The organism is Parapusillimonas sp. JC17 (genome assembly GCF_052180245.1).
Lineage (GTDB): Bacteria > Pseudomonadota > Gammaproteobacteria > Burkholderiales > Burkholderiaceae_B > Parapusillimonas.
In genome coordinates this window covers 2,131,685-2,147,115 of record NZ_CP197474.1, presented here as the reverse complement: position 1 = coordinate 2,147,115, position 15,431 = coordinate 2,131,685, and the positions used below count along the sequence as shown (strand labels likewise).

Sequence of the window (15,431 nt, the reverse complement as noted above, 5' to 3'; positions counted from 1 at the left end):
CCCTAGCCTCCTTTCTTGCCGCGCAAGCGTTGCTTGAGCAATGGAATGACCAGCGCAAAGGTGACCAGCAGCGCCGTGACAAGGTTGAGGTCCTGTGCTTTCAATCCCACGAAATCGGCATTGAGCGCCAGCGCGATGAAGAAACGGTAGAGCACCGCCCCGACGATGACGGCCAGCGTGATGATGGCCATTTTGCGCGACGGCATGATACTTTCGCCGACGATGACGGCGGCCAGGCCGATGACAATGGTGCCTATGCCCATGGAGATGTCCGCGCCGCCCTGGGATTGTGCAAATAGCGCACCCGCCAAGGCGCATAATGCGTTCGAAATACCCATGCCGACCAGGATGCGGTTGCCGGTGGCCACTCCTTGCGCCCGCGCCATGCGGGGATTGGAGCCCGTTGCGCGCATGGCAAGGCCGGCCTTGGTCGCGAAATACCAATCGAGAATGAATTTGATGGCAACCACCAGGACCAGCAATATGAGAGGCCGCATGATGTAGTCGGTGGCCCCTTCGGGTTGAAGCACGGTGAAGATCGTCGGCTCGGAAATGAGCGGAACGTTGGGCCGCCCCATGATGCGCAGGTTGATGGAGTACAGCGCGATCATCATCAGGATGCTGGCCAGCAGATCCATGATCTTGAGCTTCACATTCAGCCAGCCGGTGATCATGCCTGCCACGGCGCCCGCTACGCAGGCGACGAGGGTCGACGTGAAGGGATCCATTCCCATGGAAATCAGCGTGGCTGCCGTGGCGCCGCCCAAGGGAAAGCTGCCGTCGACCGTGAGATCCGGAAACCGGAGCAGGCGGAAGGAAATGAGCACGCCCAAGGCGACCAGACCGAAGATCAGGCCGATTTCGAGCGCACCCCACAGGGAATATATAGACATGTTCGAGTCAGGAAAGCAAAAACAAAACAGGCGGGCTGTACGCCACAACCCACCTGTTCAACGGAACTGGAATTTTAAACGACCGGCCCGATTTTATTCCACGATCTGCTTGGCCGACTTGACGAACGCGTCGGACAGCGTCACGCCTTGCTTCTTGGCGGCGCCCGGATTGACGAAGAGCTCGAGTTTGTCGCTGGTTTCGGACGCCATGTCGCCCGGCTTCTGGCCTTTCAGGATCTTGATGACCATTTTCCCGGTCTGGACGCCCAGATCGTAGTAATTGACCCCGAGCGCGGCGATGGCGCCGCGCTTGACGCTGTCGGTATCCGAGGCGATGAGCGGGATCTTGGCATCGATGCCCACCTTGACCAGCGATTCGTAGGCGGAAACCACGTTGTTGTCGGTATTGGTGTAGATGACGTCCACCTTGCCCACCAGGCTGCGCGCCGCGGCGCCCACGTCGACGGTGCGGGCCGCGGTGGCTTCAACCAGCGACATGCCGTCCTTGGCGAGCAATTCGCGCATCTGCTTCACCACCACGACCGAGTTTGCCTCGCCCGGGTTGTAGACCATGCCGACACGCTTGGCATCCGGTACGACCTTCTTGATGAGGTCGACCTGCTTTTCCAGTGCCAGGGCGTCGGAAACACCACTGACATTGGTGCCGGAAGGTTCCATGGACTTGACCAGTTGCGCCGCGACGGGATCGGTGACCGCCGAATAGACGACCGGTATGGACTTGGTGGCTGCAACGACCGCCTGCGCCGAAGGCGTGGCAATGGCGACGATGACATCGGGCTTGTCGCCAACGAACTTGCGCGCGATCTGCGCGGCAATGGCCGTATTGCCCTGCGCGGTCTGGAATTGCCAGTTCAGGCCCTTGGCTTCGGTGTAGCCGGCCTTGTTCAGCGTGTCTTTGACGCCGTCCTTGATGGAGTCCAGCGCGGGGTGTTCGACGATGGAGGTGACAGCCACCGATTGAGCGTATACCGACGAATGCGCCAGCGCGCCCATGACCGCCACGGCACCCAAAGCCAGTTTGGCCGACTTGCTAAACCCCATGTGTAACTCCTTGTTCAGAATAAACGGCACGCCCGCAAACGCGCCCGGATGGGCGTAAGTCTAACGCGTCCGCCCGCCCAATGGCCCAAGGGAAATCCCTGGATGGGGTCGAACCCCGTACGGGGGTCCGACCCCGTAAGCGTGCGCCGGGCCGGGTTTGAAGGGGTCGGACCCCATGCGGGGTCCGACCCCGCGAACATGCGCCGGGTTTGGCTTGGGAGGGGTCAGACCGCGTACGGGGTCTGACCCCAAACATTACACGGCGAATGAGCCGCGCCAGCCCTGACGCGACAGCAGTGCCTTCGCCCAGCGGCGGGCGGGCAGGCCGTAGCTGGATTCGAGCATGTCCGCGCGTTCGAGCAGCTGCGCGGCGGTAATGTCCAGGACCGGGCCTTTCAATGCCAGGACGATCCGGTTTCCCGCATCGATTTCCGGCAGTTCGAGCACCCTGCCATCGAACGCCGCGCGAATGTTCTCGAGATTGCGGGGAAAGCTGGCATGGTCGCCGAAAAGGTTTACCGTCATGACGCCGACATCGGACAGCGCCCGGTGGCAGCCTTCGTAGAACGACAGGCTATCGCGCACCGGCCCCTGCGCCGACGCGTCATAGAGGTCGACCATCAAGGCCATGTAGCGGCCGAAATTGCTGGGCTCTTCCACCCATGCCGCCGCATCGCAATGATCGATGGACGAGCGCGCCGTCTCCGGCAGCCGGAAATACGCGCGGCATATCGCCGTGACGGCGGGATTCCATTCAGCAGTACGCACGGACGCTGACGTGTGCTTGAGCGTGTAGCGCAGCAAGGAACCAGCCCCCAGGCCCAGTATGCCCACGCTGTCGCGCCTGGTCGGTTCAAGGAAAAGCAACCATGCCATCATTTGCTGCGTGTAGGCGAGCACCAATTCCGCAGGCTTCGAAACGCGCATCGCGCCCTGCACCCATTCGGTGCCGAAATGCAAGTAACGAATCCCGCCCAGCTCGGAGAGCGTCGGTTCATCGTCCAGCCATGGTTCCGCTTCGGTCATTTCGTCGTCCAGTAATTCCGGTAAGATGAGGAGTGACATAGTAGCGCGCCCGGTCGACGCGCAAAAAATACGGCGGGGCCAGGCCCCGCCGTATTTGCGATACCGCTCGAATACCGGGTTACTCTTGGTCTTCTTTCTTCTGAGCGGGTTGTTCTGTATCCTCTGTGCGCTTGTCCGATTCATCGCGGGCCACGCTCGGGGCCACCCAATTGAGCGGCTCGATGACAAAAGGCTGCCTTTTCGCAGTCGGTTTGGTTGCCATGCTAAATCTCCTTGCAATACAAAGGCAGAGGGCGCACCGTGCGCCCTCGTACTCATACAGGGTACCCCATCAGCGGAAATAAATCCAATCAGCTCAATAACTTACATACAATGGAATCGATGTGAAGCTAGCCACATGGAACGTCAACTCCCTTAAAGTACGCCTCCCGCAAGTCCTGGACTGGCTGCAGGAAAACCCCGTCGAGGCGCTCTGCCTGCAAGAGCTCAAGCTCACGGATGACAATTTCCCGCTGGATGCATTCACCGAAATCGGATACCAGGCAAAATGGGCCGGCCAGAAGACGTATAACGGCGTCGCGGTCATCACCAAGGCGGAATGCTCCGATGTGCAACGGAATATTCCCGACTACGAGGATCCGCAGCAGCGTGTGCTCGCCACCACGCTGGACAGCCCGATCGGCGCCATCCGCGTCATCAGCGCCTATTGCCCCAACGGGCAGTCGGTGGGCAGCGACAAGTATGAATACAAGCTCAAATGGTTTGCCGCGCTGCGCGTCTGGCTGGAACAGGAGTTGCAGCGCTACCCGCGCCTGGCCATCCTGGGCGACTACAACATCGCGCCGGCGGACGAAGATGTGCACGACCCCGCCAAATGGGAAGGCGAAGTCCTGGTGTCCGAACCCGAACGCAGCGCATTCCGCGACCTGATCGGCCTGGGCCTGACCGACGCTTTCCGGTTGTTCGACCAAGAGGAAAAAACCTTCACATGGTGGGACTATCGCCGCTATGCCTTCCGCAGGAATGCCGGCCTGCGCATCGACCATGTCTTGCTGTCCGAGGCGTTGCGGCCCCACTGCGCCGCGTGCATTGTCGATCGTGCGCCAAGAGCGAACGAGCAGCCCTCCGACCATGCCCCGGTGATCGCGACGCTCGATTTCGCATCCTCCCCGGCTTGAGGACCGCCATGGCGCGCGGCGAAGAATATATACTGCGGAAGAAGCAGAACGCGACACCTGCCGACCGGAAGCCAATGCAGCCGGGCTTTACAAATCGACACTTGCTCTGAACGCTCTGCTGTTAACGTAAGACTTCATTCATGGAGACAATGGCAGCATGGTGTATCGATTACTGAAGCTTGGGCATCCCAGGCGCGTAGCGCATTACTTCAAGAACCTGGCCCCCGGCATCTTTCTCCAGGAACTCTGCGCCAAGCCGGGCGCTATCGGCGCCATCTGTCCCAGTTCCCCCTATCTCGCGCGCCGCATGGCGCAGCAAGTGCCCGATGGCGACGGCCTTGTCATAGAGCTTGGAGGCGGTACCGGGGTCATTACGCGCGCACTGCTCGAGCGCGGCATCCCGGCCGACCGCCTGATCGTCGTCGAGCTTTCCAGCAGTTTCGTGCAGCGGCTGCGGGAACGCTTTCCCGATGTAAGAGTCGTTCATGGAAGCGCCGCGGAGCTCGCCCAGCTTATTCCGCAAGGCGAACGGATCCGCGCCATCGTCTCGAGCCTGCCCTTGTGCTCGCTGCCTGCTCCCATCAGTCGCGCCGTTCTCGAGCAATGGCGCATACTATTGAACGATGAAGGGATCGCGGTGCAATTCACGTACAATTTGCGCCGCCCCGGTTGGCGCGACTTGCTGCGCGCCGAGGAAATCGGATCCGCCACCGTTTGGGCCAACCTGCCGCCGGCCCAAATCTCGACGTTTTCATTCAAGACACGCAAACTTACGCCGCCACGCCATGAGCACCATTCCTCTTAGCCGCATCGTCGACACCCTGGAACACGGCGTCGTGCTGGACGTCACCATGGAAGACCTTCAGTTCCGGGCCTATGTCGTCGTCAGCCCGCCCGACATCAACCTCGTGGCCGATTTCGTTCCGCAGCAGCAGTTCGAAGAAGACGGGGATGTGCACGTGACAGCCATCAGCTACCCGGCCGAAGCCCGTGATCAGATCCAGGATATCGCCTTCAACATGAACCAGGGAGATGCCGCGATTTTCCTGTGCGGCAATGAGAAAGCCTACCTGAGCGCCCTCGAGGAACTCGGCCAGGAGATCCTGGATGGGGGCTCTGCGTCGCCGCAACGCTTGAACTGAGCGCTTCAAAAGAAGAATTTTCGGTGAGAGTGGCAAGGATTTGCTATCCTTGCCACTCTTGTAGTGATCAATCAGCCCTATGTCGTCTTATTCTGGCAATATATTCATGATCGTCGCACCCAGCGGCGCGGGAAAATCCAGCCTGGTGAACGCCCTGCTGGCGCAGGATCCATCGTTGGTTCTCTCCATTTCGTGCACGACGCGCACGCCCCGGCCCGGCGAGGAACACGACAAGCACTATCGGTTCGTGACCCACGAAGCATTCCAGACGCTGCGCGATGACGACGCCCTGCTCGAATGGGCCGAAGTGCATGGCAATTTCTATGGCACGCCGCGCGACCGCGTGGAACAAGCCATGAGCGAAGGCAAAGACGTGCTTCTGGAAATAGACTGGCAAGGCGCACGCCAAGTGCGCCGGCATCATCCCGAAGCCATCGGCGTATTCATACTGCCGCCCTCGATCGAAGCGCTGGAAACGCGCCTGACCAAGCGCGGGCAGGATGCGCCCACCGTCATTGCACGCCGGCTGCTGGCCGCCGGAAGCGAGATGTCGCATGCGTCAGAGTGTCAATATGTTATTATTAATCAAGACTTTAGCACTGCGCTCCTGCAGCTGGGGCAAATCGTTGCGGCAACCCGCTTGCGCTACGGCACCCAGGCTGCGCGCAATGCCGACCTCTTTTCTCAACTCGGCATCAGCAAGACTGTTGCTTGAAATTCCCTAACTTCTCGGATTCATAGGTAAAAAATGGCCCGCATCACTGTCGAAGACTGTCTGGACAAAATCCCCAACCGGTTCAATCTCACTCTGGCCGCCACCTATCGCGCCCGGGAACTGGCGCAAGGTCATGAGCCCAGGCTGGAAACCAAAGACAAGCCGACCGTCACCGCCCTGCGTGAAATCGCCGCCGGTGTGACCGGCCTGGAAATGCTGCGCAAAGTGCCAACCTGATCTCGCCGGGGCAGCAATGGCGTTCTCCAGTCTTCGCGGTGCATCCTCCGGGCTCTTGGCGGTACTCAAGAAGGGTCCTCGCCTGCGCCGGCGCAAGCCATCCAAGAACGCCAGTCCCGCTGCCGCGATCGAAGCCAGTCCGAACACCATTGCGTCGCTGGCGCCGCTGACACAGATCGTCAGCCGCTATCTCGATCCCAAAGACGTCGAACGCATCAAAGAAGCCTATCGCTTTGCCGATCAGGCCCATCTCGGGCAATTCCGCGCCAGCGGCGAGCCCTATATTTCTCATCCGATCACCGTTACAGAGATCTGCGCCGGCTGGAAGCTCGACGCCGATTCGCTGATGGCCGCCCTGCTGCATGACGTCATCGAAGACCAGGGAGTCACCAAGCAGGAGCTCGCCGAGAAATTCGGCGCCGATGTCTCGGAAATCGTCGACGGCCTGTCCAAGCTGGACCGCCTCGAGTTCGCGACCAAGGCGGAACAACAGGCGGAAAGCTTCCGCAAGATGCTGCTGGCCATGGCCCGCGACGTCCGCGTTATTCTGATCAAGTTGGCCGATCGCTTGCACAACATGCGCACGCTGGGCGCGGTCAGCCCCGAAAAGCGGCGGCGCATTGCACGCGAAACGCTGGAGATCTACACGCCGATCGCGCATCGGCTCGGGCTCAACGCGCTGTTCCGCGAGTTGCAGGACCTCTGTTTCAAGGCGATCTATCCGAACCGATACGAAGTCCTGCATAAAGCGCTCATGGCCGCGCGCGGCAATCGTCGCGAAGTGCTCAGCAAGATTTCGGACGCCGTGCGGGTCGCGCTGCCCGCCGCCGGCATCGAGGCCGAAGTCAGCGGACGGGAAAAATCGCTGTATAGCATCTACACGAAAATGACCGAGCAAAAGAAGTCATTTTCCGATGTCCTCGACATCTACGGCTTCCGGGTCATCGTGCACACGCTGCCCGAATGCTATCTGGCGCTCGGCACGCTGCACCAGCTGTACCGCCCCGTGCCCGGGAAGTTCAAGGACTACATCGCCATTCCCAAGCTCAATGGCTACCAGTCGCTGCACACCACGCTGGTGGGTCCATACGGCACACCGGTCGAGTTCCAGTTCCGCACGCGCGACATGGACCATATCGCTGAAGAAGGCGTCGCCTCGCACTGGCTGTACAAGGACGACGACGTCACGCTCAACGACCTCCAGAAACGCACCCATCAATGGCTGCAGTCCTTGCTCGACATCCAGAGCCAGACCGGCGATTCCGGCGAATTCCTGGAACACGTCAAGGTCGACCTGTTCCCCGATGCCGTCTATGTGTTCACGCCGCAGGGCAAGATACTGTCCCTGCCGCGCGGAGCGACGCCGGTCGATTTCGCCTACACCATCCATACCGACATCGGCAACCAGGCGGTCGCCGCCAAGATCAATGGCGAATTCGCGCCGCTGCGCACCGAACTGAAAAGCGGTGACGCCGTCGAAATCGTCACGTCGCCCGCCTCCCGGCCCAGCGCGCAATGGCTAAACTATGTGCGCACCGGGCGGGCGCGTTCGGAAATCCGCCACTACCTGCGTACGGTCAAGTACGAAGAGTCCGTTGCCTTCGGCCAGCGCCTGCTCAATCAGGCCTTCGACGAATTGCGCCTGCCCCACCCTGCGGATGACGACCCCGAATGGGAGAAGCTCGCCAAAGGCTCCGGCGCCAGTTCACGCGATGAAATCCTGGCGGACATCGGGCTCGGCAAGCGCCTGGCTGCCGTGGTTGCCCGGCGCTTCGCGCCCGAAAACAACCTGGTCGCCACCACCGCCGCCGCGGTCGATGAAATCACCTCAACCGCCAATACCCCCATACTCATTCATGGCAACGAGGGCCAGGCGGTCCAGCTGGCTCCTTGCTGCGGCCCGCTGCCCGGCGACGCCATCATCGGCGGCATCCGCCTGGGCCACGGCCTGGTGGTGCACATGGAAGAATGCGCGGTCGCGCAGCGCCAGCGCGCACGCGAGCCCGAGCGCTGGATTCCGGTCGCCTGGGACATCAATACCGCGCGCCATCTGTCCACCCGGCTGGACATCACGGTGCTGAACGAGCGCGGCGTGCTGGGGCGCATCGCGGCCGAGATCACGGAAGCCGATTCGAACATCATGCACCTGACCATGCAGGACGACGCATCGGCAAGCTCGCTGCTGCACCTGACCATCCAGGTCGACAGCCGCAAGCATCTGGCTCAAGTCATCCGCGCAATCCGGCACGTGCCGCAGGTGCAGAAGATCGTGCGCATCAAAGGCTAGCCGGCCCTAGGCCAAGGCCCATACGGTCAGGCCGTACGCCAGCACCCCGCTCAATGTCGCCCAGGCGATGGTCTTGAGCACCTTCCTTCCCAGCGCAACCCCGGCCAATCCGCACAGTATGGGCAGCACCGCCTTCACGGACGGTTGAGGCGCCACCATGCCCCAGAACGAAGCGGCGAGCAGCGCGACGATGGCGGACGGCCCGATGGCATCCAGGCAGCGGCGCAGGCGCTGGTTGGGCTCGCGCCGCCCCGCATTGCGGGCTTGCCATACCATGGGCAGCCATCGTATCAACAGGGTTGCGGCGCCACTCAAGGCAATCACCCAGACAAGCTCGTTGCCGCTCAACATTCTCAGGACCTCCTCGATGCATAGAGCGCGCCCGCCAGCATGCCCGCGATGATGGCGCCGTATGCGGGCAGCACCAGCAAGGCCAGCACAGCAACCGCACCGGCCGCCCACAACACGCCACGGCTGACCAAGGGCATGATCTCCAGCAGCAATGCGAAAAACAACGCGGGCAGCACGAATCCCAATGTCTGCATCAGGATCTCGGAATCCTTGATCCAGTCCTGGCCAAAAAAGGCTCCGACCGCCGTTCCGCCCACCCAGGACGAGTAGGCGCCCAGTTGCAGGCCCATATACCAGGCCTCGCGGTCTTTTTCCGTTTGCCGCTCCAGCCTGCTGACCGCGGTCGCGAATACTTCATCCGTCAGCCCCCAAGCCAAAGCCAGCAAGGGCAGGCGGCGGGGTTTTCCCAGGCGGCTGGCCAGCGCGGGCCCGTAGAACAGGTGGCGCAGATTCATGAGGAATACGATGCCGACGACGCTGGCCGCCGTACCGCCGCCCGCCACCAGGGTCAGCAGGATGAACTGGCTTGCGCCGGCATAGACCAATACCGAAACCAGTACCGCCAGAGGCGCGGAGAACCCGGCATAAATCGCCGCCAGGCCGAAGGAGATGGCGACCGGCACATAGCCCACCACGATCGACAGGCTGGCGGCCAGGCCTCGAAAAAAAGCAGAACTCATAAGGACACGGCGCCTTCCGGGCGCAAGGCCGGCAGAGCCGCTTCAAGGCTTGAAGGCATTGATGAAAATGGCTGGATCGACGCGGGCATTGTTGAGGCTGACATTCCAGTGCAGATGCGGTCCCGTCGCGCGCCCGGTTGCGCCTACATTGCCGATGATCTGCCCGCGCTTGATCGCTTGGCCCGGAGCGACCTGGAACTCGGACAAGTGGCAATACATCGTGATGAAGCCCTGCCCGTGATCAAGGAATACCGTTTTTCCGTTGAAAAAATAGTCGGCGACGATGGTGACGACGCCATCCGCGGGCGCCCTCACCGGCGTGCCCGTCGGCACGGCAAAGTCCAGCCCGGAATGGGAATTCCGCTCTTCCCCGTTGAAGAATCGTCGCAGGCCGAAGGGGCTGGACAGGCGGCCGTCGACCGGTTTGTCCAGGATGATGTTGCTCGGACCCGTATTGCGGAAACTGGCGTACGCCGCCATTTGCTCTTTGTATTCGCGCTCGAACCTCCGCGTCTGTTCCGGATCCGGATTCACGTGGCTTTTGTTCTTGAGCTTGATGTGCTGGGAAGCGTAGGCTTTGCTTCCCACCTGGAAGGGAATCTCGCGCCGTCCCTGCTCGCCATCCACGACGATGCGCTGCGTGCTGCCTTTCGGCGTCTTCAGATCCAGTCCCACGACGGCAATCCACTGCCCCGCGCCCTCGCGCAGCACCATGACCTCATCGCCCTTGAAATAGGCCTTGGGCGGCGCAGCGCCCGACCCGAGCCCCACGATCGCCACCCCGCCGGGCACCGGACGATGAAGCACGCGTTCGATATAGCCCTGGGCCTGCGTGGCCAGGGGAAGCAAACACATGCTGATTGCGAGAATAATTAAGCCGAATCGCCTCATGCCTGACACACTTTTGTTCCACAGCGGGGAATGATAACGTACTCGGAGCCGAGCCGAAGGGGGGCAGACCCCGCATGGGGTCTGACCCCGTTCCTGGAGAGGGCCGAGGGCTCGGACCCCGTACGGGGTCCGACCCCATAAAGCAGAAGTTGGGGTCAGACCCCATCCGGGGTCTGACCCCTCGGCGTCCCATATCCTCCGCCGCCCGGCGTCTCGATCACGAAAACGTCGCCGGCTTCGAGCTCGATGCTGTCCTGCGGGCCGAGCTCCACCCTGGCGCCGCCGGCTCGCTCGACATGGTTCCGGCCGACTTCGCCGGGCATTCCCCCGGCCAGCCCGAAGGGAGCATGCCGGCGGTTGTTCGACAGAATGGCCGCCGTCATGGGTTCGAGGAACCTGATGCGGCGCACGCCGCCGTCGCCACCGGGCCAACGGCCTTTTCCTCCGGAGCCGGTCCGGATCTCATAAGACTCCAGCAGTACCGGAAAACGCAGTTCCAGGACTTCGGGATCGGTGAGCCGGGAATTGGTCATGTGTGCCTGCACGACCGACGTACCCGGAAAGCCTCCCGCTTGCTCGAAAGGCCGGCCGATGCGTTCCGGCCCCGCGCCCGTTCCGCCGGATATGGTTTCGTAGTACTGGTAGCGCGCGTTGCCGAAGGTGAAGTTGTTCATGGTGCCCTGGCTGGCCGCCAGCACCCCCAAGGCGCCATACAGCGCATTGACGATGCACATCGAGGTTTCGACATTGCCGGCGACCACCGCCGCCGGCGGGTCCGGATTGAGCATGGACGCGGGCGGCACGATGATGTCCAGCGGCTTGAGACAGCCTGCATTGAGCGGTATGTCGTCCTCGACCAGCGTGCGGAACACGTACAGCACCGCAGCCACCGCGATCGACGCCGGCGCATTGAAGTTGTTGTCCAGCTGCGCCGACGTGCCGGTGAAATCGATGGTGGCGCTGCGCGTCTGCTTATGCACCGTGATCGCCACCTTTATCCGGGCGCCATTGTCCAGCGGATAATCGTAGCGGCCATCCGCCAGTTGTGTGATCACCTTGCGCACGGATTCTTCGGCATTGTCCTGCACGTGCTGCATATAGGCCTGGACCACGTCCAGTCCGAACGCTTCGCACATGGCCAAAAGCTCCTGCACGCCCTTCTCGTTGGCGGCGATCTGGGCGCGCATATCGGCCAGGTTCTGCTCCGGATTGCGCGCAGGCCATGGACCCGATCCCAGTATGGCCCTGGCCTCGGCTTCCCGGAACACTCCTCGCCTGACCAACTGGAAGTTCGTGAAGAGCACGCCCTCTTCGTCCACGCGGCGGGAATTGGGCGGCATCGAGCCCGGCGTCAGGCCGCCGATGTCGGCATGATGGCCACGCGAACCGACGAAGAACAATATGGATTTGCCCGCGGCATCGAATACCGGCGTGATCACGGTAACGTCCGGCAGGTGGGTGCCGCCGTGGTAGGGATCGTTGACCACATAGGCATCGCCGGGCTGCATCGCGCCGGCATTTTCCCGTATGACGGTCTTGATGGACTCACTCATCGAGCCCAGATGCACCGGCATGTGCGGCGCATTGGCGATGAGATTGCCTTGGGCATCGAACACCGCGCAGGAGAAATCCAGGCGCTCCTTGATGTTGACCGAGTATGACGTGTTCTGCAGCCGCACGCCCATCTGCTCGGCAATCGACATGAAGAGATTGTTGAAGACTTCCAGCATGATGGGGTTGACTTCCGACCCCACATCGCTCCGCGCCCCAAGTGGTTCGACACGCTCCAGCAGCCAGTGGTCGCGCTCGTCGAGCCGCGCCCGCCAGCCCGGTTCGATCACCAGCGTCTGGTTGGGCTCGGCGATGATGGCGGGCCCGTCCAGGACATCGCCGGCCTGCAGCGCGGCGCGCTCGTACACGGGCGTTTCATGCCACTGCCCTGCGCAATACATGGGGCGCCGCGCGCCTGGCTGGGGCAGGCCCGCGCGCAAGGCAGACGGGGCCGGTCGTTCCGCAACATCAGGTGCCGCCAGGCTGGCCTCGACGGAAATTGCTTCCACGACCAGGCGCTTCTCGGGCATCAGGAAGGAATACCGCTGGCGATAAGTCTGTTCGAACGCGGCCTGCATGGACGGCAAGTCGGTGCCCAGATCGACCTCCAGCGCCGTGTCCGTCCCTTCGTATTTCAAGTGCAGCCTTGCCGCCTTTCGCAAGACGCTTTCCCCGCCATGCCGTTCCCCCAGTCCTTCCGCCGCCTGCGTCCACAATGCGGCCACCAGGTCGTCCAGCTCGGGGAGCAGTCCGGCATCGAGCGGTTTCTCCACCGTTTGCTGGCGTATCTCGATCTGGTCGGCCAGTCCCATGCCATAGGCCGACAACACGCCCGCCAACGGATGCGAGAAGATGCGGGTCATGCCCAGCGCGTCGGCCACCATGCAGGCATGCTGGCCGCCCGCACCGCCAAAGACGGTCAACGCGTAGCGAGTGACATCGTGCCCTTGCTGCACGGAAATCCGTTTTATTGCCTCGGCCATGTTGCCGACCGCGATGGACAGGAAGCCCTCCGCCAAGGACTCGGCCGACATCACCGTGCCCGTCTGGCGGGTCACGGTATCCGCCAGGGCGCTGAACTGACGGCGCACGGCGTCGACGTCCAGCGGCTGGTCGGCCTGCGGCCCGAATACACGGGGAAAGAAGTCCGGCTGGATCTTGCCCAGCATGACGTTGCAATCCGTGACGGCCAGCGGGCCGCCTCGGCGATAGCAGGCGGGTCCGGGATTCGCGCCCGCCGAGTCCGGCCCCACGCGCAGGCGCGCGCCATCGAAATGCAGAATGGAGCCTCCACCGGCGGCCACGGTATGAATGCGCATCATGGGCGCGCGCATGCGCACGCCGGCGACCTGGGTCTCGAACTCCCGCTCGAACTCTCCGGCGAAATGGGAAACGTCGGTGGACGTTCCGCCCATGTCGAAGCCGATGACTTTGTCGAAACCCGCGCGCTGGCTGCTTCGCGCCATGCCGACGATGCCGCCGGCCGGCCCCGAGAGGATCGCGTCCTTGCCGCGAAAGCGATCGGCGTGCGCCAGGCCGCCGCTGGATTGCATGAACAGCAGCGGGACGCCCGGCAGCTCCGCGGCCACCTGGCCGACATAGCGACGCAATATGGGCGACAGGTAGGCGTCCACGACCGTCGTGTCGCCCCGCGACACGAACTTGATCAACGGACTGACTTCGTGCGAGGCGGACACTTGCGTGAAGCCGATCTCGCGTGCAAGCTTAGCCGCCATTGCCTCGTGCGCCGGATTGATCCATGCGTGCATGAATACGATGGCTGCCGCCCGCAACCCTTGGGCATGAGCTTGCCTCAGAGCGTCGCGCAGGGCGTCGAGATCCAGCGCCTGCCGTTCCTTGCCTTCCGCATCCAGCCGCCCATCGGCCTCGATGACGCCGGCGTACAGCTGCTCCGGCAAGACGATGTGGCGATCGAAGAGCCGCGGCCGGTTCTGGTAGGCGATGCGCAGCGCATCGCGAAATCCGCGGGTCGTGACGAATACGGTCGGCTCGCCCTTGCGTTCCAGCAGCGCATTGGTTGCGACCGTCGTTCCCATCTTGACGCTGTCGATGCGTTCCGCCGGTATGCGTTCCCCAGGCGCGACGCCGAGTATCCGGCGGATGCCGGCGACGGCCGCGTCGCGATACTGCTCCGGATTGTCGGAAAGCATCTTGCAGCTCAGGATGTCCCCTTCGGGACTGTACGCCACGATGTCCGTAAAAGTGCCGCCGCGATCGATCCAGAACTGCCATTTCATGCTCGTCCACTCCTTTGGTAACAGCTTGCGCAATCATAGAACCCGCAAGAACGCCGCAGGTCGTACATGCCCTAGGAATAACCCCTAAATTGATCACACCGACAAAGCAGGCGCGACTTCGCACACTACAATCGGTCGACCACTGAGTTCCCGTGCGTATTGTCAACCAAAGGATATTTCAATGAAAAAAATGTTTGCCTTGCTGACAGCTACCGGCGCTGCGGCATTTGCCCTCAACGTTCAGGCCGCCACCAAATGGGACCTGCCCAGCGCCTATCCCGCATCGAACCTCCATACCCAGACGCTGGAGCAATTCGTCAAGGACGTCAAGGAGCTTTCTGGCGGGGAACTCGACATTACGCTGCACAACAATGCCTCGCTGTACAAGGCGCCCGAGATCAAGCGCGCGGTACAGGGCAACCAGGCGCAGATCGGCGAAATCCTGCTGACCAACTTCGCCAACGAGGACCCCATCTACGCCCTCGACGGCCTGCCCTTCCTGGCCACGGGCTACGAAGCGGCGTGGAAGCTCTATCAGGCGCAGAAAGAACTCCTGAACAAGAAGCTTGCGTCGCAAGGCATGACGCTGCTGTATTCGGTGGCCTGGCCGCCGCAAGGCATCTTCGCCAACAAGGAGATCAACAAGGTCGACGACCTGAAAGGCGTGAAATGGCGCGCCTACAGCCCCGTCACTGCCCGCATCGCCGAATTGGTCGGCGCCCAGCCCGTGACCATCCAGCAGTCGGAATTGTCGCAGGCCATGGCCACCGGGGTCGTCGAAGCATTCATGACCTCGGGCTCTACCGGCTGGGACACCAAGACCTACGAGTACATCAAAAAATTCTACGACACTCAGGCCTGGCTGCCCAAGAACGCCGTCATCATGAACAAGAAGGCGTTCGACCAGCTCAGCGAAAAGAGCCAGAAAGCCTTGCTGCAGGCCGGCGAGAAAGCGGAAAAAGCCGGCTGGGCGCTGTCGCAGGAAAAGACCCAATGGTATCTGGACCAGTTGGCCAAGAACGGCATGTCCATCATCAAGCCCAGCGACGAGCTCATGAAGGGACTGGACAAGGTGGGCGAGACCATGCTTGCCGAATGGATCAAGCGGGCGGGGCCTGACGGCCAGAAAGTCATCGACACCTACCGGGCCGCCAAATAAG

At 62.2% G+C, this 15,431-nt stretch carries 15 protein-coding genes; 7 read left to right on the top strand and 8 right to left on the bottom strand.

The genetic code is table 11. The features are described 5' to 3' along the window. Window positions 1-2 precede the first annotated feature (2 nt). The 4 genes from ACSBPU_RS10390 to ACSBPU_RS10375 form a co-directional block, all read right to left on the bottom strand. Window positions 3-893 carry an ABC transporter permease gene (locus ACSBPU_RS10390; RefSeq protein WP_442597874.1) on the bottom strand — a complete coding sequence of 297 codons (891 nt, stop codon included), beginning with the start codon at window positions 891-893 and terminating at the stop codon, window positions 3-5. Window positions 894-986: 93 nt separating this feature from the next. Continuing rightward, the gene (locus ACSBPU_RS10385) at window positions 987-1,955 is read right to left on the bottom strand and encodes an ABC transporter substrate-binding protein (protein ID WP_442597872.1); all 969 of its coding nucleotides are present in this window, start codon (window positions 1,953-1,955) and stop codon (window positions 987-989) included. Between the two features lie 255 nt (window positions 1,956-2,210). Continuing rightward, complete coding sequence (locus ACSBPU_RS10380) at window positions 2,211-2,981, bottom strand: spermidine synthase (RefSeq protein WP_442598303.1); 771 nt, start codon at window positions 2,979-2,981, stop codon at window positions 2,211-2,213. Window positions 2,982-3,099: 118 nt separating this feature from the next. Then, the gene (locus ACSBPU_RS10375; RefSeq protein ID WP_442597870.1) at window positions 3,100-3,243 is read right to left on the bottom strand and encodes a hypothetical protein; all 144 of its coding nucleotides are present in this window, start codon (window positions 3,241-3,243) and stop codon (window positions 3,100-3,102) included. A 121-nt stretch (window positions 3,244-3,364) separates the two neighbouring features. Between ACSBPU_RS10375 and xth the strand changes: the two genes are divergently transcribed. The 6 genes from xth to ACSBPU_RS10345 all read left to right on the top strand — a co-directional run bounded on the left by xth (window position 3,365) and on the right by ACSBPU_RS10345 (window position 8,540). Further along, window positions 3,365-4,159: an exodeoxyribonuclease III gene (xth, locus tag ACSBPU_RS10370; protein ID WP_442597868.1), complete on the top strand. Its 795-nt coding sequence runs from the start codon at window positions 3,365-3,367 to the stop codon at window positions 4,157-4,159. Between the two features lie 157 nt (window positions 4,160-4,316). Then, window positions 4,317-4,964 carry a class I SAM-dependent methyltransferase gene (locus tag ACSBPU_RS10365; protein WP_442597866.1) on the top strand — a complete coding sequence of 216 codons (648 nt, stop codon included), beginning with the start codon at window positions 4,317-4,319 and terminating at the stop codon, window positions 4,962-4,964. Then, window positions 4,945-5,301: a hypothetical protein gene (locus ACSBPU_RS10360; RefSeq protein ID WP_180069539.1), complete on the top strand. Its 357-nt coding sequence runs from the start codon at window positions 4,945-4,947 to the stop codon at window positions 5,299-5,301. The genes ACSBPU_RS10365 and ACSBPU_RS10360 overlap by 20 nt, the downstream gene beginning before the upstream one ends. 79 nt (window positions 5,302-5,380) lie before the next feature. Next, complete coding sequence (gmk, locus tag ACSBPU_RS10355; protein WP_442597864.1) at window positions 5,381-6,016, top strand: guanylate kinase; 636 nt, start codon at window positions 5,381-5,383, stop codon at window positions 6,014-6,016. A gap of 33 nt (window positions 6,017-6,049) precedes the next feature. Beyond that, window positions 6,050-6,253 (top strand): DNA-directed RNA polymerase subunit omega, encoded by a 204-nt coding sequence (gene rpoZ / locus ACSBPU_RS10350; RefSeq protein ID WP_442597862.1) that lies wholly within the window; start codon window positions 6,050-6,052, stop codon window positions 6,251-6,253. A 16-nt stretch (window positions 6,254-6,269) separates the two neighbouring features. Further along, complete coding sequence (locus ACSBPU_RS10345) at window positions 6,270-8,540, top strand: RelA/SpoT family protein (protein ID WP_442597860.1); 2,271 nt, start codon at window positions 6,270-6,272, stop codon at window positions 8,538-8,540. Window positions 8,541-8,546: 6 nt separating this feature from the next. Here the strand turns inward: ACSBPU_RS10345 and ACSBPU_RS10340 are convergent, their stop codons facing one another. The 4 genes from ACSBPU_RS10340 to ACSBPU_RS10325 form a co-directional block, all read right to left on the bottom strand. Then, window positions 8,547-8,891 carry an AzlD domain-containing protein gene (locus tag ACSBPU_RS10340; RefSeq protein WP_442597858.1) on the bottom strand — a complete coding sequence of 115 codons (345 nt, stop codon included), beginning with the start codon at window positions 8,889-8,891 and terminating at the stop codon, window positions 8,547-8,549. 2 nt (window positions 8,892-8,893) lie between these two features. Beyond that, window positions 8,894-9,571, bottom strand: a complete 678-nt coding sequence (locus ACSBPU_RS10335; protein WP_442597856.1) for an AzlC family ABC transporter permease — start codon at window positions 9,569-9,571, stop codon at window positions 8,894-8,896. 42 nt (window positions 9,572-9,613) lie between these two features. Continuing rightward, on the bottom strand, window positions 9,614-10,426 hold the full coding sequence (locus ACSBPU_RS10330) for a peptidoglycan DD-metalloendopeptidase family protein (protein WP_442597854.1): 813 nt from the start codon (window positions 10,424-10,426) through the stop codon (window positions 9,614-9,616). Between the two features lie 191 nt (window positions 10,427-10,617). Then, window positions 10,618-14,271 carry a hydantoinase B/oxoprolinase family protein gene (locus ACSBPU_RS10325; protein WP_442597852.1) on the bottom strand — a complete coding sequence of 1,218 codons (3,654 nt, stop codon included), beginning with the start codon at window positions 14,269-14,271 and terminating at the stop codon, window positions 10,618-10,620. A gap of 181 nt (window positions 14,272-14,452) precedes the next feature. Between ACSBPU_RS10325 and ACSBPU_RS10320 the strand changes: the two genes are divergently transcribed. After that, a complete protein-coding gene (locus tag ACSBPU_RS10320; RefSeq protein ID WP_442597850.1) occupies window positions 14,453-15,430 on the top strand; it encodes a TRAP transporter substrate-binding protein in 978 nt (325 codons plus the stop codon). The last annotated feature ends 1 nt before the right edge of the window (window position 15,431 follow it).